Origin of the sequence: Isoptericola nanjingensis, assembly GCF_050311635.1 — a bacterium.
In the GTDB taxonomy this organism is placed as follows: domain Bacteria; phylum Actinomycetota; class Actinomycetes; order Actinomycetales; family Cellulomonadaceae; genus Isoptericola; species Isoptericola nanjingensis.
On the sequence record NZ_JBNOZL010000006.1, the window covers coordinates 123,212 to 144,783 of the forward strand.

Annotated in this window: 15 protein-coding genes and 1 pseudogene; 8 read left to right on the forward strand and 8 right to left on the reverse strand. The window is 76.4% G+C overall.

Annotated elements, in window-relative coordinates; translation table 11 throughout:
- Entirely contained in the window at positions 1 to 942 is a 942-nt protein-coding gene (locus tag ACQP6G_RS13185) for a LysR family transcriptional regulator (RefSeq protein WP_429764818.1), read from the reverse strand.
- Between the two features lie 70 nt (positions 943 to 1,012).
- On the opposite strand from ACQP6G_RS13185, the gene ACQP6G_RS13190 reads away from it, so the two are divergent.
- From ACQP6G_RS13190 to ACQP6G_RS13210, 5 genes are all read left to right on the forward strand, one after another.
- The gene (locus ACQP6G_RS13190; protein ID WP_429764820.1) at positions 1,013 to 2,041 is read left to right on the forward strand and encodes a DMT family transporter; all 1,029 of its coding nucleotides are present in this window, start codon (positions 1,013 to 1,015) and stop codon (positions 2,039 to 2,041) included.
- 10 nt (positions 2,042 to 2,051) lie between these two features.
- On the forward strand, positions 2,052 to 3,305 hold the full coding sequence (locus ACQP6G_RS13195) for a sensor histidine kinase (protein ID WP_429764822.1): 1,254 nt from the start codon (positions 2,052 to 2,054) through the stop codon (positions 3,303 to 3,305).
- Positions 3,302 to 3,967: a response regulator gene (locus ACQP6G_RS13200; RefSeq protein ID WP_429764823.1), complete on the forward strand. Its 666-nt coding sequence runs from the start codon at positions 3,302 to 3,304 to the stop codon at positions 3,965 to 3,967. The genes ACQP6G_RS13195 and ACQP6G_RS13200 overlap by 4 nt, the downstream gene beginning before the upstream one ends.
- Positions 3,968 to 4,112: 145 nt before the next feature.
- Positions 4,113 to 4,397, forward strand: coding sequence for an SHOCT domain-containing protein (locus tag ACQP6G_RS13205; protein WP_429764824.1), 285 nt, complete (start codon positions 4,113 to 4,115; stop codon positions 4,395 to 4,397).
- 267 nt (positions 4,398 to 4,664) lie between these two features.
- Entirely contained in the window at positions 4,665 to 5,690 is a 1,026-nt protein-coding gene (locus tag ACQP6G_RS13210; protein ID WP_429764826.1) for a L,D-transpeptidase family protein, read from the forward strand.
- 25 nt (positions 5,691 to 5,715) lie between these two features.
- On the opposite strand, the gene ACQP6G_RS13215 is transcribed toward ACQP6G_RS13210, so the two are convergent.
- Together ACQP6G_RS13215 and ACQP6G_RS13220 are read right to left on the reverse strand one after the other, a co-directional pair.
- The gene (locus ACQP6G_RS13215; protein WP_429764827.1) at positions 5,716 to 6,954 is read right to left on the reverse strand and encodes a UDP-N-acetylmuramate dehydrogenase; all 1,239 of its coding nucleotides are present in this window, start codon (positions 6,952 to 6,954) and stop codon (positions 5,716 to 5,718) included.
- Positions 6,951 to 8,291 (reverse strand): annotated as a pseudogene (locus tag ACQP6G_RS13220) (MFS transporter); the annotation flags it as partial. The pseudogene ACQP6G_RS13220 and the gene ACQP6G_RS13215, both read right to left, overlap by 4 nt.
- Before the next feature lie 35 nt (positions 8,292 to 8,326).
- Between ACQP6G_RS13220 and ACQP6G_RS13225 the strand changes: the two are divergent.
- Positions 8,327 to 9,463 carry a LacI family DNA-binding transcriptional regulator gene (locus tag ACQP6G_RS13225; protein WP_429764829.1) on the forward strand — a complete coding sequence of 379 codons (1,137 nt, stop codon included), beginning with the start codon at positions 8,327 to 8,329 and terminating at the stop codon, positions 9,461 to 9,463.
- A 52-nt stretch (positions 9,464 to 9,515) separates the two neighbouring features.
- Here the strand turns inward: ACQP6G_RS13225 and ACQP6G_RS13230 are convergent, their stop codons facing one another.
- Genes ACQP6G_RS13230 through ACQP6G_RS13250 form a run of 5 tightly spaced genes read right to left on the reverse strand, consistent with a single transcriptional unit; the run spans position 9,516 to position 17,785 of the window.
- On the reverse strand, positions 9,516 to 10,190 hold the full coding sequence (locus ACQP6G_RS13230; protein WP_429764831.1) for a GNAT family N-acetyltransferase: 675 nt from the start codon (positions 10,188 to 10,190) through the stop codon (positions 9,516 to 9,518).
- Positions 10,187 to 12,325 (reverse strand): penicillin acylase family protein, encoded by a 2,139-nt coding sequence (locus ACQP6G_RS13235; protein ID WP_429764832.1) that lies wholly within the window; start codon positions 12,323 to 12,325, stop codon positions 10,187 to 10,189. The genes ACQP6G_RS13230 and ACQP6G_RS13235 overlap by 4 nt, the downstream gene beginning before the upstream one ends.
- A complete protein-coding gene (locus ACQP6G_RS13240) occupies positions 12,322 to 14,817 on the reverse strand; it encodes a GNAT family N-acetyltransferase (RefSeq protein ID WP_429764834.1) in 2,496 nt (831 codons plus the stop codon). Before ACQP6G_RS13240 ends, ACQP6G_RS13235 begins: the two co-directional genes overlap by 4 nt.
- Entirely contained in the window at positions 14,814 to 16,211 is a 1,398-nt protein-coding gene (locus ACQP6G_RS13245) for a lysine N(6)-hydroxylase/L-ornithine N(5)-oxygenase family protein (RefSeq protein ID WP_429764835.1), read from the reverse strand. The genes ACQP6G_RS13240 and ACQP6G_RS13245 overlap by 4 nt, the downstream gene beginning before the upstream one ends.
- The gene (locus ACQP6G_RS13250; RefSeq protein ID WP_429764836.1) at positions 16,208 to 17,785 is read right to left on the reverse strand and encodes a pyridoxal phosphate-dependent decarboxylase family protein; all 1,578 of its coding nucleotides are present in this window, start codon (positions 17,783 to 17,785) and stop codon (positions 16,208 to 16,210) included. The genes ACQP6G_RS13245 and ACQP6G_RS13250 overlap by 4 nt, the downstream gene beginning before the upstream one ends.
- A 198-nt stretch (positions 17,786 to 17,983) precedes the next feature.
- On the opposite strand from ACQP6G_RS13250, the gene ACQP6G_RS13255 reads away from it, so the two are divergent.
- Together ACQP6G_RS13255 and ACQP6G_RS13260 are read left to right on the forward strand one after the other, a co-directional pair.
- Positions 17,984 to 20,059 (forward strand): HelD family protein, encoded by a 2,076-nt coding sequence (locus ACQP6G_RS13255; RefSeq protein ID WP_429764838.1) that lies wholly within the window; start codon positions 17,984 to 17,986, stop codon positions 20,057 to 20,059.
- A gap of 167 nt (positions 20,060 to 20,226) precedes the next feature.
- Complete coding sequence (locus tag ACQP6G_RS13260) at positions 20,227 to 21,546, forward strand: C39 family peptidase (protein ID WP_429764841.1); 1,320 nt, start codon at positions 20,227 to 20,229, stop codon at positions 21,544 to 21,546.
- The last annotated feature ends 26 nt before the right edge of the window (positions 21,547 to 21,572 follow it).

Here is a 21,572-nt window from a genome sequence, read left to right on the forward strand (position 1 = left end):
CTACCCGCGGACGTCCGCCACGGCCGCCGCGACGGACCTGCCCGCGGCGACCACCTGGTCGAGCACGGCGAGGGTCGCCGGCCCGGGCGCGCCGCCGGTCGTGCGGTGCCGGGCGACGATCTGTCGCGTCCCCAGCCCCGGCAGCGCGACGACCTGCACGGCGTCGGGCAGGAGGTCCCCCGCCGCGAGCGCCGGGACGACGGCGACGCCGAGGTCGGCGGCGACCAGCGCGAGGGCGACCGCGTAGTCGTCGTACCGGTGCGTCAGCGGCGTCGTCGCCCCCGAGGCGGCGTGCGCCCGCTGCACCACCCGGTCGGCGGCGTGCCCCGGTTCCGCCCCGAGCCAGGTGGCGTGCCGCAGGTCGGTCAGCCGCTCGGGCACGGGGCGGTCGGCGGGCAGCACGACCAGCCACGGCTCGTCCAGGACCGGCACGTCCCGCATCCCCGCCGGGGTGGTCCGCCCGATGGCGCTCTCGGTCTCGGTGAGGATCAGGTCGAGGTCGCCGCGGCGCAGGTCCCGCTGCGCGGCCTCGCCCTCCGTCTGGCAGAGGTGGACGTCGAGGCCGGGGGCGGTCCGCGCCAGCCGGCCGGCGAGGGGGGCGAGGAGGCCGCCGACCAGGGTGGGCGACGCCCCCACGGCGACCGTCCCGCTCGGCTCGCCCGCCAGCTCCGCGAGGGCCCGACGCGTGTCGGTGAGCTCGGCCTCGATGCGCTCCGCCGCCGCGACGACCAGCCGGCCGGCGGGCGTGAGGACGGCCCCGGCCGGCTGCCGGTCCACGAGCCGCTGGCCGGACTCCGCCTCGAGGCGCGCCACCTGCTGCGAGACCGCCGACGGGGAGACGCCGAGCGCCTCGCCGGCGGCCACGATGCCGCCGTACCGGTGGACGGCGAGGAGGGTGGCCAGCCGGCGCGGGTCCAGGTGCATCGGAGAACCGTGGTGCATCGGAAAATCTTAAGGCAGACCTCGGCAGACTTCGATTGATCTGCACCACGCCTCGGCGCACGATGGGCCGGTGCCGACGTCGACCCTCCCGCCCCGACCCGTCCGCGGGCACGCCCCGGCCCGAACCGGCGCCGCCCTCGTCGCCGCGGGCGCGCTGCTCTGGGGCACGGGCGGGGTCGCGGCCGCGACGATCGGCGCCCACAGCGCGATGCCGCCCACCGCGGTCTCCGCGCTGCGCCTGCTCGGCGGCGGACTGGCCGTGCTCGCGGTCACCGCGGCCACCGGACAGCTCCGGCGCGTCCCCCGGACCCGGGCCTCCGTGCGGCACGTGGCGCTCACCGCCGCGCTGACCGCCGTCTTCGGGGCCGCCTACTTCCAGTCCGTCGCGCACGTGGGCGTCGCCGTCGCGACCGTGGTGGCCCTGGGCGCGGCGCCGCTGGTCGTGACGGCCCGCTCCGCCGTCCGCGCGCGCCGGCTCCCGCGCGTCCCGGTGCTCGCGGCGCTCGCGACGTCCGTCGTCGGGCTCGCGCTCGTCAGCGGCGTGCGCCCCGTCGCGGGCACGACCCGGGACCTGGCGTGGGGCCTCGCCCTCGCGCTCGTGGCCGCCGTCGCGTTCGCGGCGACGACCGTGGTCAACCGGCGCGTGCTGCCGGGGCTGGGCCCTGCCCCGCTGCTCGGGACGTCGTTCACCCTGGCGGGCCTCGTGTCGCTGGTGCCCGCCGCCGGTGCAGGCCTCGCCCTCGGCTCCCTCGACGCCACCGCGTGGTGGACGCTCGCCTTCCTCGCCCTCGTGCAGACCGCCGTCGGCTACCTGGCGTTCTACGCCGGGCTGCAGCGCGGCGTCGGCGCCACGTCGGCGGCGCTGCTCTCGCTGCTGGAGCCCGTGGGGGCCGCCGTCCTCGCGGTCGTCGTGCTGGGCGAGGCCCTGACGCCCGCGGCGGTGCTCGGCATCGCCCTGGTCCTCGGCGCCGTGCTGCTCGCCCGGGACCGGCCGGCGACGCCCCGCCCCCGGGCGGGTGCCCGTCCGCCCGCGGATGGTCCCCCGGGACGACCCGGGACGGCACCCCGGGCGGACGCGCGGGAGGGCGCCGCGGCGTAGCGTGCCGGGCATGGACCGCGGCCCGCTCGACCGGTGGCGCCCCCGGCTGTTCCTCGCGGTGGCGCTGGCCGTCGTCGTGACGGTCGGGACGTTCGGGGCGTCGCACTGGCAGCCCGGGGCCCGCGACGTCGACGCGCTGGGGCTGCTGCTCGCGCTCGTCGGGCCGGTCGTGCTGCTCGCGCTGCCCCGGCGGCCGGTCCTCGCGGTGGTGCTCGCGGTCGGAGCCGTCGGCACGTACCTCGCGCTCGGCTATGCCTGGGGGCCGGCGCTGGGCGGCACGGTCGGCGTCCTGGTCATGGTGCTCCTCACCGGGCAACCCGCCCGAGCGCGGGTCGTCGCCTGGTCGGGGGCGCTGCTGATGTGGGGCGTCGTGGTGGGCGCGGCCGCCCTGCGCGACGACGAGACCCGCGTCGGCGGCCTGCTCGGGGGTGCCGCCTGGACCGCCGTCGCGCTGCTGGTCGCCACGGGCATCCGCGAGCGGCTGGCCCGGGCCGCCGCCTGGCGGGCCGCCCGCGCGGACCGGGAGCGGACCGCCGTCGCCACCGAGCGCCTCCGCATCGCACGCGAGCTGCACGACGTCCTCGCCCACTCCCTGTCCGCGATCAACGTGCAGGCGGGCGTCGGCCTGCACCTCCTGGACCGCGACGTCGACCAGGCGCGCTCCGCGCTCGCGTCCATCAAGGCCACGAGCCGCGACGCGCTCGACGAGGTGCGCGCCGTGCTCGGCGTCGTCCGCGGCGAGGGCGACGGCGGCGACGGCGACGGTGTCACCCCGCCGACCGACGCCCCCGAGCCGCGCACGCCCACCTGGGACCTCGCCGCCCTCCCCCGCCTGGCGGAGCCGCTGCGGGCCCGCGGCGTGACCGTGCGCTTCGACGTCGACCCGGCGCTCCGGCCGTCGGGGACCGTCCCCGCGCACGTCGCGGGCGTGGCGTACCGCGTGGTGCAGGAGTCGCTCACCAACGTGGGCCGGCACGCGCCGCGGGCGCGGACCGTCGTCGTGCGCGTCGCCCGCGACGACGACCTGCTGCGCGTCACGGTGGACGACGACGGCGGTCCGGTCGGTGCGCACGACGGGGACGCGGCCGGCTACGGCCTGCGCGGCATGCGCGAGAGGGTCGAGGGCGCGGGCGGCGCGCTCGCCGCCGGGCCCGCCGCACGCGGGTTCGCCGTGGCCGCGACCATCCCGCTGCCCACCGACGTGTCAGACGCGCAGCCTGCTCGGGCGCCACAGGTGTCTGACAGCTCGCAGGAGGATGCATGATCCGGGTGCTGCTCGCCGACGACCAGGCGCTGGTGCGCGGCGGCTTCCGCGCGCTGCTGGACGCCGAGGCCGACATGACCGTCGTGGGCGAGGCCGCGACCGGCGACGAGGCCGTGCGCCTCGCGCTGCGGCTGCGGCCCGACGTCGTGCTCATGGACGTGCGGATGCCCGGGGCGGACGGGCTGGAGGCGACCCGGCGCATCGTCGCCGACCCGGGCGCGGCCGGCGTGCACGTGGTGGTCGTGACGACGTTCGAGCTGGACGAGTACGTGGCCGAGGCCATCCGCGGCGGCGCGAGCGGCTTCCTCGTCAAGGACACGGAGCCCGCCGACCTCGTGCGCGCGGTGCGCGTGGTGGCGGCCGGCGACGCCCTGCTGTCCCCCGGCGTCACCCGGCGCCTGCTCGCCCGGGTCGCCGACGCCACCCGCGACGTGCCGCCGCCGCCCGGCCTCGACGACCTCACCGCCCGCGAGCGCGAGGTGCTCGTCGAGGTGGCCGGCGGCCTGTCCAACGACGACATCGCGCGCGCCCTCTACCTGTCGGAGTCGACCGTCAAGACGCACGTCTCCCGGGTGATGGCGAAGCTGGGTGCCCGCGACCGCGCGCAGCTCGTCGTCGCGGCGTACGAGGGCGGCGTCGTGCGCCCCGGCTGGACCGGCTGACCCGCGCTCCGCACGGGCACGCGCGAGCGGCACGACGATACGACGCAGGTCGGTACGAGGGGCTGACGACGGGGCCCACCCCACCGGGCGACGGTGGAGGCGAAGGGTTCGCACCGGGCGGGCCCACCGTCACGAGGAGTCCCCGATGCTCACCACCGTCACCGCGACCGCCGTCCCCGCGGCGCTCGCCGCGCACCCGTACGCCGCCGGCGGCGGGCCGGGCTGGTGGATCGTCTTCCCGATCCTGTGGTTCCTGCTCTTCGCCACCGTCGTCTTCCTCGTCGCCCGCCGCGCGCGGCGGTACGGTCCGCCGTGGGCCCGTGGCGGCGCGGGCGGCGTCGACGTCCTCGGCGAGCGCTACGCCCGCGGCGAGATCGACGAGGCCGAGTACCGGCAGCGGCTCGCCGTCCTCAAGGAGGACCGCCGCTGACCGCGCCTGCCGGCCAGCACGCGATCTCTCGCGTCGTCGGGTCCGACGGCGCGAGAGATCGCGTGCTGGACGGCGTCGGTCGATCGGTGTCCACGCCCCCACCGTGTCGCTCCGTCGTGCGTCTGAGCAGGTGAACGGCAGGCGGCAGGTCACGACACGGTGACGATCACGACACGACCGGAGCGCTGCGGTCGCGTTCGGGGCACCCGCGGGGCACGGTGGTACCCCGCGGCGCGCCTGGTGCGCCGACGGCGCGGAAGGGGCTCCATGCGTACGGTTCCCAGCCTGAGGCGACGCCTGACGGCGTCGCTCGTCGGCGTCCCGGTGGTGCTCACCCTGGCGCTCGCCGGGTGCGCTCCCCTGTCCGGCGAGACCGAGCCCGAGCCGGGCGCGGCCCCCACGACCTCCGCTCCCCCGTCCGAGGACGGCGCCGGGTCGACCTCCGACGCGCAGGGCCGCGCCGACCAGGACGCGCAGGAGCAGGCCGACCAGGAGGCCGCCGAGAAGAAGGCCGCGGAGGAGGCCGCCGCGAAGGAGAAGGCCGACCAGGAGGCCGCCGAGAAGCGGGCCGCGGAGAAGGCGAAGAAGGCCGCGGAGAAGAAGGAGGCCGAGAAGAAGGCCGCCGAGGAGGCCGCCGCGAAGGAGCAGGCGGAGCAGGAGGCGGCGGAGAAGAAGGCCGCCGAGGAGCGGGACAAGATGCTCGAGTACGGCGACTCCGGTGAGCGGGTCGTCGCGCTCCAGGAGCGGCTGCAGGAGCTCGGGTACTTCATCCAGGAGGCCGACGGCAGCTTCGGCCCGGCCACGCAGCAGGCCGTCTGGGCGCTGCAGAAGGCCGCCGGGCAGTACCGCGACGGCGTCGTCGGCCCGAAGACGCAGGCCGCGCTCGACGACGGCGTGCGGCCGCAGGCCCACTCGTCGTCCGGCAAGGCGATCGAGATCGACCTGGACCGGCAGCTGCTCATGACCGTCGAGGGCGGGAAGGTCACCCGGATCATCAACGCGTCGTCGGGCAACGGGGAGACGTACGAGGCCAAGGGGCGCAGCTATCACGCGACGACGCCGCGCGGCTCCTACGCCGTGTACATGGAGCGCAACGGCATGCACGAGTCCACGCTCGAGCTGGGGTCGATGTACCGGCCGAAGTACTTCTCGGGCGGGTACGCGGTGCACGGCTCGGGGTCCATCCCGCCGTACCCCGCGTCGCACGGCTGCGTGCGCGTGTCCAACGCCGCGATGAACTGGCTCTGGGACTCGTGGGGCATGCCGAAGGGCACGCCGGTCATCCTCTACTGACCTCGGCCCTGCCGCTCACAACGCGTCAGAGGGCGGTGCCGACCAGGACCGGCTCGGGCTCGAGCTCGATGCCGAAGGCGTCGCGGACGCCGTCGCGCACGGTGCGGGCGAGGGCCACGACGTCGGCCGCCGTCGCACCTCCGCGGTTGGTCAGCGCGAGGGTGTGGCGCGTCGACAGGCGCGCCGGGCTGTGCTCGCCCGCGAGCCCGAAGCCCTTGGTGAACCCGGCGTGCTCGATGAGCCAGGCGGCGCTCGTCTTCACGAGCGTCGGGTCGACGACGCCGAGGCTCGGGCTCACGGTGGACTCCGGCGTCGCGGAGCGGACGGCGAAGCGCGGCGCGTCCTCGGGCAGCTCGTCCGCCGCGTCGGCCGGCAGCACCGGGTTGGTGAAGAAGGAGCCCGCCGACCAGCGGTCGTGGTCGCCGAGCGGCGCCCCGCCCACGCCGTCCAGCAGCATGCCCTTGCCGCCGCGCAGCTCCAGCACGGCCTCGCGCACCTCGGCCGAGGGCGCCCGCTGCCCCACCTCGACGCCGAGGCGCCGGGCGAGCTCGCCGTAGCCGACGGGCGCCGACAGGCTGCCGAGCCGCATCTGCAGGTTCACCTCGAGCACCACGTACCGCGGCGTGGGGTACCAGGGCGCGCCCGGGTCGTCCGGGTCGCCCGACCGCATCGTCCGCTTGAGCAGCGACGTGCGGTACCCGAAGCCCAGCTCGCTGAGCGTGAAGGTCCTGCGGCTGCCGGTAGCGCGGTCCCAGGTGACCACCGACGCGACGACGCCGGACACCTCCTGGCCGTACGCGCCGATGTTCTGCACGGGCGCGGCGCCGACGGTGCCGGGGATGCCGGACAGCGCCTCGACCCCCACCCACTCGTTCGCCACGGCCTGGGCCACGAAGGAGTCCCAGTCCTGGCCGGCGGGCAGGCGCAGGCTCGCGCCCCCGCACGCGCCGTCCGTGCCGCACGAGTCCTCGAGGTCCGCGTCGAGGCCCTGGCGCACGTCGCGCACGACGACGCCGGCGAACCCCTCGTCCGCGACCAGCAGGTTGGAGCCGCCGCCGATCACCAGCAGCGGCCTGTCGGCGTCGTCCGCGGCGCGCACCGCGTCGATCAGCTCGGCCTCGGACTCCGCCTCGACGTACTCGTCGACCGGCCCGCCGACGCGCAGCGTCGTGAGCTCGGAGAGCGCCGGGGCGGCCGTGTCGCGCCCGTCGCGCTCACGGGCGGGCTCGTCGGCGGACGGCGTGTTCAGGGTCGACAGGCTCACTCGCCCAGCGTACGCGCCGGCTCGGGAGCGGCCGGCAGGGGCCTCGCGGCCCCTGCGACCAGCAGGCCGACGGCCACCGGCACCGCCAGCACCAGCAGGGCGTCGCGGTAGCCGACGTGCTCGGCGAGGAAGCCGATGAGCGCCGGGCCGACGAAGAACGCCGAGTACCCGACCGTCGAGACGACGGAGACGCGCAGGGCGGCCTTGCGCGGGTCGTCCGAGGCGGCGGACATGCCGAGCGGGAAGCCGAGCGAGGCGCCGGCGCCCCAGACCGCGACGCCGACCAGCGCGACCCACAGCGTCGGCACGAGCGCGAAGACGACGACGCCCACGAGGGCGGCCGCGCCGCACACGCGCAGCATGGTCACGCGGCCGTAGCGGTCGATGAGCGACGTGCCCGCCAGCCGGGCGAGCGTCATCGCGCACAGGAAGACGGCCAGTCCGATCGCCCCGACGGAGTCGTCGGTGCCGAACCCGTCGACGACCGCGAGGCTCACCCAGTCGTTGGCGGCGCCCTCGGTGAGCGCGGCAGCGAGCACGACCAGCCCGACGAGCAGCGTGCGCGACTCGCGCCAGGTGGCGAGGGTGTCGCGCAGGGTGTGTCCGGTGCCGGTGTCCACGGCGGTGGCCGGGTCCGCCTGCGCGTCCGTCGCGCCCCCGGCCGTGCCGGCAGAGGCGTCCGCCGTCGGCTCGAAGAAGCGCACGCAGGCGACGACGACGATCAGGTCGATCACCATCACGGTGATGACGTGCCCCGGCAGCGAGGCGCCGGCGTGCGCCGCGAGGGCGCCGATGCCCGCGCCCGCGACCGTCCCGAGCGAGAAGCCGGCGTGGAAGCGCGGCATGACCGACCTCCCCAGCCGCTGCTCGACGACGGCGCCCTCGAGGTTCATCGCGGCGTCCCAGATGCCCACGCCCATGCCGCCGACGAAGAGGCCGACCCGCACCAGCATCGGGTGGTCGCCGTCGACCGCAAGGGTGGCGACGGCGAAGCCCGCGGCCGCCAGCGCGGCGAACGACACGCAGGTGCGACCGGCGCCGACGCGCGAGGCGATCATGCCGGACAGCGGCAGCGCGACGAGCGACCCGATCGCGCCGGTGAGCAGCAGCACGCCCATCTCGGCCTCGGAGAAGCCGAGGCCGTCGCGCACCGCGGGGATCCGGGAGGCCCACGTGGCCATGCCGATCCCGGCGACGACGAAGACCGCGAAGACGGCCCAGGCGGCGCGCACGGCGTGCGCGGGCGGCCGGGTGGGGAGTTCGGTGCTCACGGTCCGACGCTTCCCGAATCCGCCACGCGGGTCAAATCGATTCGAGCGCGCGCTGGTCAGCGCGGGTAGGCTTCGCCCCGGACCTCGCCGGAAGGAGCCCCATGGGCCGCAGCAACGCCCGACCGACCCTCGCGCGGGTGGCCGAGCTCGCGGGCGTCTCGGTCTCCACCGCGTCCCTGGCGTTCTCGGGCGCGGGACCGATCACCGCCGAGACGCGCGACAAGGTGCTCGCCGCCGCCGCCGAGCTGGGCTACTCCGGCCCCAACCCGCTCGGCCGGCAGCTGCGCTCGGGCCGCTCCGGCATCGTGGGCGTCGTCCTCGGCGACCAGCCCGGCCGCGCGTTCCGCGACCCGGTGGCGGTCAAGGTGCTCGACGGCCTCGTGGACGTGCTCGGCGCCGAGGGCCTGGGCGTGCTGCTCATCCCCGGCGTGCGCGCGGTCCCCGGGCCGCGGGTCGACGGCGAGGAGACGGCGCCCGTGCCCGCCGTCGACCCCCTGCTGGAGTCCGCCGCCATGGACGTGGCCGTGCTCGTGTGGGGCGTGCTCACCGACGACGCGACGCTCGCGGCCCTGCGTCGCCGCGACGTCCCCGTCGTGGTCGGCGAGGGCGGCCGCGTCGACGGCGCACCGCTCGTGGCCCTGGACGACCGGGCGGGCACGGCCCTGGCCGTGCGCCACCTCCAGGAGCTGGGGCACACCCGCATCGCGGAGATCACGCTCCCCCTCGACGCCGCGGAGCGGTCCGGCCCGATCGACGCGGCCCGCCTCGCCCAGGCCGACCGCACGTCGACGCGGCACCGCCTCGCGGGCGTGCGGGACGCGGTCGAGCCCGTCATCTCGTGGGAGACGCCCGCGTCCCTCGTGGAGCACGGTCGCGACGCCGCCACGGAGATCCTCGGGGCATGGGTGCCGGAGACGGAGCGGCCGACGGCGATCGTCGCCCACTCGGACCTGCTCGCCGCGGGGGCCGTCATCGCGGCCCGCGAGCTCGGGCTGCGCGTGCCCGACGACGTCTCGGTCGCCGGCTTCGACGGGATCGACCTGCCGTGGCTCTCCCCCGACGTGCTCACCAGCGTGCACCAGCCGCTGCAGGCCAAGGGCGCCGCGCTCGGCCGAGCCGTCCTGGGCGTGCTGGCCGGTGAGGAGCCCACCTGCACGACGCTGCCCGTCGAGCTCGTTCCCGGCACCACGACCGGGCCCGTGCCCGACGTCGTCCGCCCCGCCGACGCGCAGGCCTGACCACTCTCCGCCTCACGTCGACACCGTCGAGCCTCGTCGACGTGAACGGGCCTCAGCGTCCGGCGGTGCGGAACCGCCCGGCGACGATCGCCTCCGCGCGCTCGCGCTCGCAGAACGCCAGCACCGCCTCCTTCGGCCCCTGCGGGGACTCGAAGCGCACGGTGCCCGCGGCCTCGAAGCCGAACGCCGCCATGCGGGCGACCGCGGACCGGTTGCGGGCGTCCGGCTCGCCGACCAGCCGCCGCGTGCCCGGGCGGGTGAACGCGAAGGCGAGTACGGCGGGGCCGACCACGGCCCAGGGCGCGACGCCGTAGCGGGCGGCCGGGCCGTCGCCGCCCTTGAAGAAGTGCATCCCCAGGTCGCCGGGGAGCGCGTCGTAGGCCGTCGAGACCGGGTCGTCCTCCGGGTGGTACAGCTGCACCAGGACGACCGGCTCGCCGTCCCAGCGCACCAGGTAGGCGTGGTGCGTGGGCAGGGAGTCGACGAACGCGTACGTGTCGCTCAGGTCCTCGCGGCTCAGGCCCGCCAGCCCCCAGAACCCGGCGTGCGGGCGGTTGACCCACTCGTGCAGCACGTCGAGGTCGGCGACCGGGTCCAGCACGTGCGCCGTGACGGTACCCGCGCCCGGGACGTCGGCGCGCCACACCTCCGCGCCGCGCGCTCCGGACAGCAGTCGGTCGGACGTCGCGGGCTCGGGCGGGGAATCGGACAGGGGCTCGGTCGTCATCGGTCCTCCGGGGGTCGTCGGGTCGGCAGGTGCTCGGGGCGCAGCCGCGCCCAGTCGGTCTCGATCGGGACGGTGCGGGCGTCGGCCCACGCGGGGTGCTGGTCGGCGAAGTGCGGCGAGCGCGGGTCGCCGGAGGCGCCGAACGGCACGCCCCAGCGGCTGCGGCGGCGGTCGCCCAGGTCCCACACCCAGCGGGCGACCGACCCGTGCAGGACGGCGTGCGTCACGCCGGGCACGCCCGCCGTGCAGCGGACGGCGTCGCCCGCCCCACCCAGCGGCCGCGCCTGCTCCGCCGGCACCGCGGGCACCGCCGCGCCGGGGACCAGGCCCAGCGCGTGCAGCGGGGCCAGGCGGTGCAGGTCGCCCCAGGTCTCGCGGGCGGCTTCGGGCGGGTCGGGGAGCGGGTCGGCGCGCCCGTCGACGTCCGCGAGCGCCTCCCCGGCCAGGCGCCGACCGTCGACGACCCCCGAGGCGAGGATCGGCGCGAGCGCGTCACCCACGCGCGCGACGACGTCCAGCCACGGCGCGAAGACCTCCGGCAGGCCGTGCGGGGCGTGCAGCGGGGCGAGGGCCGGGGCGGCCGCCACGCGGCGCACCAGCGCGTGCCGCCAGCGGGCGAACAGCGCGGCGTCCGGGGAGCCGGCGTCCATCCGCGCGCCCGCCGCGGCCCAGGCGCGCAGCCGGTCCGCGGGGCCCTGGGTCCCGACCGGTTCGACCGACGGAAGCCAGGCGACGAGCTCCGCCGCGCCACCGTCGCGCGTGTCGGCGAGCACGCGGTCCTGGTCCTCGGCCGTCTCCCCGCCGGGCGGCGGGTCGGCGAGCAGTGCCCGCACGCGCGCGGCGCGGTGCGGGGCGTAGGCATGGCCCAGGTCGTGCTCCGGCCGGGCCGGGCGGTGGTTGGCGTCCACGGCGACGTCGGCCACGACCGCGGGCGCGGGCAGCCGTCGCCACCCCGGCTCGTCGCGACGGGTCGCCGGGACGACGCGTCCCGACGGCGGCACGTCCGGCACCAGACCGGCGGTCAGGCGCAGCACCTCGCCGGTCGAGTCGGCGGTGAGGACCCGGTCCACGGGGTCGACCCACCCGGCGAACGCGGCGGCGACGTCGCGCGCCGTCCGCGCGCGCTGGAGCGCGCGCCAGGCGGCCACCCCGGCGTCCGCCGTCATGCGCACGGGCCAGCGCAGGCTGTGCCGGTCGGTGACGAGCGGGCCGCGGGCCGTCTCCGCCCACCGCACGACGACGGGTGCCCCGCCGCGCACGGGCACGGCCTCGGAGCCCTGCGCGACCACCCGTGCGCCGGCCGCGGCGGCGTCGACCCCTTCCGCGACCAGCGCGACGTGGTGCGCCATCGCGTTCGTGACGCCCCACGCGACCGCGCCCACCGGCGTCTCGGCGTGCCCGAAGTGCAGCACGCCCGGGACGCCGGGGAACGCCAGCCCGACGACGTCGTGCCCCGGGCGCGCGAGCCGGACCTGCTGGTAGACCCCGGGCAGCTCGAGGAGCCGGTGCGGGTCGCCGGCGAGCAGCGGAGCGCCGGACGCCGTCCGCGACCCGGGCAGCGCCCACGCGTTGGAGCCCGACGACGGGCCACCGCCCCCGCCGTCGCGCGCGCCCCACCACCCGACGACCGCGTCGCCGAGGGTCGGGCCGAGCGTGCGCGCCACGTGCTCGCGCCACAGCAGGTGCGGGAAGCCGCTGAACAGCACGTGGTGCACCAGGAAGGTGCCGATCGGGGTCCAGGGCCGCCAGGGCTCGTCGTCGGGGAGCGGGGCACCGCCGAAGGCCCGCGCCAGCTCCGCCCGCTCGGCGGCGTCCCGGCCGCCGGCGTCGAGCCCGTCCCGCACGCCGTCGGCGTACGCGGCGAGCCACACCCGCTCGGGCTCCGCGAGCGCCTCCCAGACCCGGCGGGTGGTGTCCGCGAGGCGCACCCGGACGGCGAACCGGTCCCACTCGAGCCCGGCCGGGCCGACCCGCGCCGCGAGCCGGCCGTCGCCGTACCAGCGGTCGACCTCGAGCTGCCAGCCCCGGTCGAGCGCGGTGACGTAGCCCTGCCCGTACGCCAGGTCCGCCTCCGAGCCCGCCCGCACGTGCGGCACGCCGAGGTCGTCGCGGAACAGCTCGAAGGGTCGGGTCACGGGACGTCCGGGCGGGCGACGGGGTTGGCCATCGTCCCTGCGTACAGCAGCGAGGCGGACTGCTCCGTGAGGTCGACCATCTGCAGCGTGTTGCGCAGCTGCAGCCGGTTGAGGCACGAGTGCGCGAACCGCGGCACCCGCAGGTCGACTCCCCGCCCGCCGCGCGGGGCGAGGTCCGGGTGCTCGGTGGCGTGCCGGTCCACGACGTCGGCCACCACGGCCCAGAACCGGTCCTCGGCGAGCACGCCGTCCACCGCGAGGACGCCCGCGAGGTGGCGCAGCACGCCGTCGAACACGTCGGTGAAGATCGCGAGCGCCTTCTCGTCGTCGTCCACGACCGACCGCACCCGCTCGACGCCGGAGGGCAGGGCACGCTCGCCGAGGACCGCGATCTCCTCCCCGATGTCCTTCATGAACACCCGCCGCACCACGCCGTCGCGCAGCACGAGCACGAGGTTCTCGCCGTGCGGCATGAACGCCAGGTCGTGCGCGCGCAGGCAGTGCACCAGCGGGTACAGGTAGGCGTCGAGGTAGGCGCGCAGCCACGCCTCGGGTGCGATCCCCGACTCCCGGGCGAGGGCGGTGGCGAGCGACCGCCCGGAGGCGTCGCGGTGCAGCAGGCTCGCCATGGTGGCCAGCCGCTCCCCCGGCGCGGTGCGCGGCACCGGCGACTCCCGCCAGAGCGCCGCGAGCATCTTGCGGTGCGCGCTGGGTCGGGCGGTGCGGTGGTAGACGTCGCCGGTGTACCCGATGGACGCGCGCTCGCGCAGGACGGCGAACCCGGCGTCGCGCAGCGTGGGGTCGCCCTCGACAACGCCCGCCACCCAGTCGTTGATCTCCGGCGTGCCGCGCATGTACGCCGGAGAGAGGCCGCGCAGGAAGCCCATGTTCTGGATCGCGAGCGCCACCTTGACGTAGTGCCGCTCCGGCCGCGTCCGGTTGAACATCGTCCGGATCGACTGCTGCGGCCGGTACTCGTCGGCGCCCGCGCCCAGGGGCACGAGGTCGCCGCGCGCGACGTCGGCGGCGAACGTGATCGGCACACGGTGCTGCCACTGCCACGGGTGCACCGGCAGGTACAGGTACTCGGCGGGGTCCAGCCCTCGCGCGGTCAGCCGGTCGGCGAACGCGGCGCGCTCGGCGCCCGAGAGCTCGTCGCCGTAGAGCGCCTGCTCGGTGAGGCCGGCACCGACCGCGAGGTGGGAGTGCTCGCGACGCGCCGCCAGCCACGTCAGGCGCAGCCGCTCGCCGCGCTCGGGCGCGTAGGCGCGGTAGTCGTCGAGGGAGAACCCGATGCGGCCGTTGTTCGCGAGGAAGCCGGGGTGCCCCTCGGTCATCGCCGCCTCGGCGGCCTGGAACGCGTCGGCGCGACGCCGGTCCTCGTCGCCGTCGTCGACCTGCTCGGGGGCGAGGGCGGACAGCAGGTCCGGGACCTGCGGCGACGTGCCGTCCAGCTCCCGCTCCCGCTTGGCGCACGCCGCGGCGAGGGTCGACGACAGCTCCTCGAGGTAGGTCGCCACGAGGTCGTCCGGGATCTGCAGCAGCGGCTGCAGCTCGGCCACCAGCTCCAGGGCGTCCACGGGCAGCTCGACGTCGGCCGTCCCCGTCGTGGCCGTGCGCGTGATCGATGCCGGGTCCACCACCCAGTGCTCCAGCGCGAACGTGCGCGCCGCGAACCGGTACGTCACGCCGTCGAGCGTCAGCACGTACCGCCCGGCGTCGTCCGCCGGATCGTGGTGAGCCGGCTCGGGCTCCGGGCGGAAGAGCCGCTCGTGCGCGAGCTCCGCGAGCGCCTTGGCGGCGAGGTGACGGTGGGCGTGCTCGGCGAGGTCGGGGCGCAGGTGCGGCGCGAGGCGCGCGCCGGCGGCGCGCCCGGCGAGGGCGCCGAGCGGCGAGGCCGCGAAGTCCTCCCGCGTGCAGACGCTCAGCGCCGCGCGCTTGGTGTGCCCGCCCTCGTCGAGCTCCACCTCGCGCAGCACGCGGAACCCGGCCGCTGCGTTCTTCGCGCCGATCGCGCGGTTGCGCACGTCCGGCTCGACGACGACGCGCGCGCCCCCGCAGCCCTCCGCCGTCAGGCAGAAGCGCACGACGGCGGCCATCACCGCGTCGGTGAACCCCGGCGCGCGGTCGGCCGGGTCCTCGGGCGGGGGCGCCACGAGCAGGTGCATGCCGACGTCGCCGGGCGCGGCGTCGTGCACGCCGACGAGCAGCACGCGGGCCGGGTCGTAGGTCTCGGTGTAGAACGCGGGGACGCCGTCGACCCGCCCGAGCCAGCCGTCCTGGTCCGGGTGGTCGGCGACGCCGGCGAGGTAGTCCCGGACGTCCACGGCGCCCAGGTGCCCCATCTGCCAGAACGCGGACGCCGGGTGGGACAGCCATCCGTGCACGGTCGCGGCGTCGCGCGCCGGGTCGACCGGTTCGAGGGTGACGGCGTCCGGAGAGGTCCGGGTCGCGGCGACGGGCCGGAGGCCGGACTCGGCGACGGCGGTCATCGGGCCACCCCCTGCACCGCGGCGGCCGCTGCCGGGCTCGGCACGGGTTCGCCGCCCGGCAGCCCGAACGTCTGGAACGCGATGCGCCGCTCGATCGCGTACGGCTCGCGGCCGGTGACCTGCGCCAGGATCACCGAGTTCCGCCAGGCGGCGAAGCCCAGGTCGGGGGCGGTGACGCCGTGGGTGTGCGCCTCCGTGCCACCCACGTGGAGGCGCCCGCCCGCGCCCGCGGTGTAGTCGCGGGCCACGTCCACGCGCCCGAGCTCGTCGAGGTCGACCAGACCGGGCGCCACGAAGCCCGGCACGCCCGACCCGTACCCGGTGGCGGCGACGACGGCCCGCGTGCGGTGCTCCGCCACCCGGCCGAGCTGGCCGTGCCGCAGGGTGAGCACGTACTCCCCCGCGCCGTCGGCGCCGTCGGGCTCGTAGCGCGCCGCGACCACCTCCGTGTCCGACAGCAGGGTGGTCGGCACCTCCCGCCCGAGGGCGGACTTGCGGTAGAGCGTGTCGTAGATGTCGTCCACGAGGTCGCCGCTGATCCCCTTGTACAGCGCGCGCTGCTCGCGGCCGAGGATCTCGCGCAGCTCGGTGGGCAGCGCCCGGTAGTGGTCGGTGTAGTCCGGCGACGTCATCTCGAGGGTGAGCTTCGTGTACTCCATCGGGAAGAATCGCGTCGAGCGCGTCACCCAGTCCACGCGGTGCGCGCCGGGCGCGGCGTCCTCGAGCAGGTCGCGGTACACCTCCGCCGCCGACTGCCCCGACCCGACGACGGTCACCGCACCGGTCGCGGCGAGCGCGTCGCGGTGCGGCAGGTAGTCGGCGCTGTGCACCACCGGGCCGGCGCCCGGGTGCCGGCCTGCCTCGGCGGCCAGGGCGGCGAGCGGCGCCGGGAGCTGCGGCGTCGTCCCGACGCCCAGGACGACGTGGCGCGCCCGGTACGTCTCGGTCGTCCCGTCGGCCAGGCGGGCGGTCACCACCAGGTCCCCGGACTCCTCGTCCCGGGACACCGCCGTGACGTCCCGGCCCCAGCGCAGGGTGGTGAGACGGTCGGCCGCCCAGCGGCAGTACTCGTCGTACTCGGCGCGCAGCGGGTAGAAGGACTCGCGGATGTAGAACGGGTAGAGCCGGCCCGTGTCCTTGAGGAACGCGAGGAACGAGAACGGCGACGTCGGGTCCGCCATCGTCACCAGGTCGGCGAGGAACGGCACCTGGATGGTGGCGCCCTCGAGCATCATGCCCGGGTGCCAGGAGAACCCGTCGCGCCGGTCGAGGAACACCGCGTCGACATCGTCGAGCGGGTCGGCGAGCGCGGCGAGACCCAGGTTGAACGGCCCGATGCCGACGCCCAGGACGTCGTGGGTGCGCTCGGGGGCGGAGTCGGTGGTGCGGGTCATCGGGCGACCTCCTCGAGGGCGGGGTCGGCGGGCACGGCGGTCGCCCGCTGCAGGCGCGGGTGGGCGCCGCGGCACGGCGGCGCGTCCAGGTCGAGCAGCTCCTCGCCGGCGAGCAGCCCGTGCGCCGTGGCGCGGACCAGGTCGAGCACGCCCCGGACGTCGTCGAGCGTCGCGTCCGGGTTGAGGAGCGTGAGCTTGAGGCACGCACGACCGTCCACCACCGTCTTCGCGACGAGCGCACGGCCGGAGTCGAACAGCACGCGCCGCACGCGCGGCACGAGGGCGTCCGCCTGCGCGTCGTCGACGCCGTCGGGCTGGTAGCGGAACAGCACGGTGGACAGGTCGGTCGGGGCGAGGAGCCGCAGCTCGGGGTCGCCGGCGAGGTCGGCGTGCACGGCGGCGGCGAGGTCGCAGACGGCGTCGACCATCGCGCCGATCCCGTCGGCGCCGACGGCGCGCAGGGTGGCCCACAGCTTGAGCGCGTCGAACCGGCGCGTGGTCTGCAGCGACCGGTCGACGAGGTTGAGGTCGGGATTCGGCTCCCCCGCCTCCTCGGCGGGGTTGAGGTAGTCCGCGTGCCACGCGGCGCGCGCGAGGTCCGCGGCCTCGCGGACGAGGAGGGCGCTGGAGGAGACCGGCTGGAAGAACGTCTTGTGGAAGTCGACCGTGACGCTGCGCGCCCGCTCGACGCCGTCCAGCAGGTGGCGGCGGCGCGGCGAGACCAGCAGCCCGCCGCCGTACGCGGCGTCGACGTGCAGCCATGCCCCGACGGCGTCGCAGAGGTCCGCGACCGGGGCGACCGGGTCGACGCAGCCGCGGTCGGTGGTCCCCGCGGTGACGACGACGGCCATGACGACGTCGCCCGCCCGCTCGACGTCGACCAGGGCCCGGGCCAGCGCGGCGGGGTCGAGGCGGCCGTCGGCGTCGGTGCCGACACCGATCACGGCGTCGTCGTCGAGACCGAGGAGCAGCGCGGAGCGGGCCACGGAGAAGTGCCCGGCGGTCGTGGCGAGCACCCGCAGCCGGCCGAGGCGCTCGCGCCGCGCCGCGCCGCCGAGCCGGGCGCCGTCGGGCCCGGTGAGCGCGGCCTCGCGCGCCAGGTGCAGCGCCTGGAGGTTGGACTGCGTGCCGCCCGAGGTGAAGACCCCGTCGCTCCCGGCCGGGAAGCCGATGCGGCCGGCGGTCCACTCGACGAGGCGCTGCTCCATGAGGGTCGCGACCGTCGACTGGTCGTAGGTGTCGACGGACGTGTTGATCGCGGCGAGCATCGCCTCCGCGCCGACGGCCGGGAGCGCCACCGGGCAGTTGAGGTGCGCCGTGTACGCGGGGTGGTGGAACCAGACGGCGTGCGAGGCGTAGAGGTCGGCGCTCTCGCGCAGCGCCTCGGGCGTCCCGACCGGGGGTCCGTCGAGGTCGACGGCGTCGACGAGGGCCTGCAGCTCGCGGCGGCTGGCGCCGCAGAACGGCTGCCGGACGGTCTCGAAGCGGGCGGCCACGTCGTCCACGACGGCGTGCAGCGCGCCGGCGTAGTCGGCCGCGGTCGCGGCTCCCAGCAGGGCGGAGGACTTCGTCACGGGTCTCCTCGATCGGTCGAAGTGAGGTCAGCCTGGCCTAACTTAGGGTCACCTCGCTCCGATGCCAACCGCTGGGACGCAGATCACATCCCTCGGCCGGCGTCGATCCAGCGGAGCGCCCGCCCACGGGTGCGTTGCCCCGGCGGGCCCGACCGGGTAATGTCCTGCGGCTCCCACCCGCCGCCCTGGAGGTCAGCCGTGCCCGCCGTGTCCCCTGCCGAGCTCGACCGGGAGCGGGCACACCTGCAGCGGGCGCGCGAGGAGCTCGCCCGGATGCGCGAGCGCACGGCGGGGCTGACCGCCCACGCCGGCGACCGCATCAGCGCCGAGGTGCTCGAGGCCACGCTGGCCCGCCGCCTGGCCCAGCTCGCCGACGACCCCCACGTGCCCCTCTTCTTCGGCCGGCTCGACCACGACGAGCCGGCCGGTGGCGAGGTCTTCCACGTCGGGCGGCGGCACGTGTCCGACACCGCCGGGGACCCGCTGGTCGTGGACTGGCGCGCCCCGGTGAGCGCCGCGTTCTACCGCGCCACCCGGGACGACCCGATGGGGGTCGCCACCCGGCGCCGGTACGGCTTCGCACGCGGCGTGCTCACCGGGTTCGAGGACGAGGTGCTGTCCGGCGCGAGCGCGAGTGCGAGCGCTACCGCGGCCGAGCACTCGGAGATCCTTGAACAGGAGATCGAGCGCCCGCGCACCGGGCCGATGCGAGACATCGTCGCGACGATCCAGCCCGAGCAGGACGTCATCGTCCGCAGCGACCTCGACCGCACCGTCGTCGTGCAGGGCGCGCCCGGCACGGGGAAGACGGCCGTGGGCCTGCACCGCGCGGCCTACCTGCTGTACGCGCACCGGGAGCAGGTCACGCGGCGCGGCATGACCGTCGTCGGACCGAACTCGAGCTTCCTGCGCTACATCCGGGACGTGCTGCCCGCCCTCGGCGAGGTCGACGCCACGCAGACGACGGTCGAGGAGCTCGTCGCGGCGCACGGCCGCCTGCGCGGTACCGAGACTGCCGAGGTCGCCCGCCTCAAGGGCGACGCCCGCATGGCGCAGGTGCTGCGCCGAGCCGTGTGGTCGCACCTGGGCGAGCCCGCGGAGGCGCTCGTCCTGCCGCGCGGCTCCCGCCGCTGGCGCGTGCCCGCGCACGAGGCCCGCGACGCCGTCGCGCACGTGGTGGGCCGCGACCTGCGCTACGACGCCGGGCGCGAGCAGCTCCGGTACGCGCTGGCGCACCGGATCCTGCAGCAGATCGAGGCGGCCGGCGACGCGCTCGACGACCGCGCCTGGGACGTCCTCGCGCGCACCAAGCCCGTGAAGGACTACGCCGCGGCGCTCTGGCCGGTCCTCACGCCCGCCCGGCTGCTGCACCGACTGCTGGGCGACCCGGACTTCCTCGCCGCGACGGCCGACGGACTCCTCACCCCGGCCGAGCAGCAGCAGCTCACCTGGGCCGCACCGCCCCGGAGCGTGGGGGCGGCGCGATGGACGCTCGCCGACCTCGTGCTGCTCGACGAGCTCGCCGACCTGCTGGAGCGGGCGCCGTCGGTGGCGCACGTCGTCGTCGACGAGGCCCAGGACCTGTCCCCCATGATGCTGCGCGCCCTCGGGCGCCGGGCCCGCACCGGCTCGCTCACGGTGCTCGGCGACCTCGCCCAGGCGACCACGCCGTGGGCCGTGCGCTCCTGGACGGACGCCCTCGATCACCTCGGCAAGCCCGACGCGCACGTCGAGCAGCTCACCGCGGGGTTCCGCGTGCCCGGCGACGTCATCGAGTACGCGGCGCGCCTCCTGCCGACGATCGCGCCCACGCTCGCGCCACCCGTGGCCGTGCGGCGGGCCCGCGGCGAGCTGCTGCTCACCACGGCGCCGACCGAGGAGCTGGTGCGGGCCGCCCTCGCGCGGGAGGGCTCGGTGGGCCTGATCGTGCCGGACGCCGGCGTGGCCGCCGCGCGCAGACGGCTCCAGGCGGCTGGGCTGGAGCTCGCCGTCGTCGGCGAGGAGGACCTCACGGCGGAGGTCGCTGACAGCGCCGACGGTGCCGAGGGCGCCGACCGTGCCACCGAGTTCGACGCACGGCTCGACCTGGTCCCCGCGTCCCTGGCCAAGGGTCTGGAGTACGACCACGTCGTCCTCGACGACCCGGCGGGGATCGTGGCCGGCGAGACCGACCGCGGGTCCGGGCTGCGGCGCCTGTACGTGTGCCTGACCCGGGCGGTGACATCGCTCGCGGTGCGGCACGACGACGACGTGCCCGCCGAGCTGGCCGCCTGACCGCACCCCGCCACCTCCCCCGCCCTCCGGCCATGGGCCACGGCCCCGCGCAAGGTCGTGACACACGCCACAGTTTCTGGGAAAGTCTTTGCCAACGGGCGGAGGGGACCGTCCCACGCCCCCGTCCCTGGGGAGGGACCGTGACAGGCATGGTGCGGAGGACCTGGATGAGAGCGACGACGGCGGCCCTGGCAGCGGGGGCGGTGATCGCACCGACGGCGGGAGCCGCCGGTGCCGCACCGCCGGACGACACCGCGACGTCGGGCAACAAGATCACCACGACCCACTGGCAGGGCATCGACGACCTGCGGCACGGCGAGTGGGAGAACCTGCGCCCCGGGGCGCGCGGCACCCTGGGGATCCGCGCCGCCGGCGGGCCCACCACGGCGTACACCGACCCGTTCGGCGACGGCAGCGCGGTGGACTACGAGACGGGGACGTGGACGTCGCCGGTCGTCGAGACCGGGTACGCCGTCGACGAGTCCCTGACCTCCTGGAACGCCACGACCCCGACCGGCACGTGGGTCGAGGTCGAGTTCCGCGGCCGCAAGGCCGACGGCGCCTGGACCAAGTGGTTCGTCATGGGCCGCTGGGCGTCCGGCGCCGACTTCGCGCCCGAGGACGGCTCGGTGGGCGACATCCACCGCACGTCGCTGGACGGCCAGAACGACGCCGACGCCGCCCTGTACACCGACACGTTCGTGGCCCGCACGGGCCACGAGCCCGAGGCCTTCCAGACCCGCGTCACGCTCTACCGGCCGGCCGGGTCGACGGCGACCCCGCGACTGTCGGGCGTGACGACGATGACCAACGAGTACCTGCCCGACTCCGCGTACACCGGCACCAGCGACTTCACGCTCGGCCGCGCGGTCGAGCTCGACGTGCCCGGCTACTCGCAGCTGATCCACATCGGCGAGTACCCCGAGTTCGGGGGCGGCGGCCAGGTGTGGTGCTCGCCGACGTCGACCACGATGATCCAGTACTCGTACGGCAAGAAGTACCGGGTGCCCGCCGACCGGCTCGAGGGCATCGTCGCCCCGAACGGCGACCCGCAGGTGGCGCACGCCGCCATCAACGCGTGGGACTACACCTACGAGGGCGCGGGCAACTGGCCGTTCAACACGGCGTACGCGCACGAGTACGGCCTGGAGACGTTCGTGACGCGGCTGCGCTCCCTGGCCGAGGCGGAGCGGTTCATCGCCGCGGGCATCCCGCTGGTCGTCTCGATCAACTTCGCGAAGGAGGAGATGCCCGAGGCGGGCTACGGCACCGACGGCCACCTGGTGACCATCGTGGGCTTCACCGCCGACGGCGACCCGGTCATCAACGACCCCAACAAGGCGACCGACGCCGACGTGCGCAACGTCTACACCCGCGAGAACTTCGAGCGCGTGTGGCAGACGTCCACCGACGGCATCGCGTACGTCATCCACCCGCACGACGTGAAGCTGCCCCGCAACGTCCCGGGGGCCACACCCAACTGGTGACCCCGGGAGACAGAGAGGCCGGATCC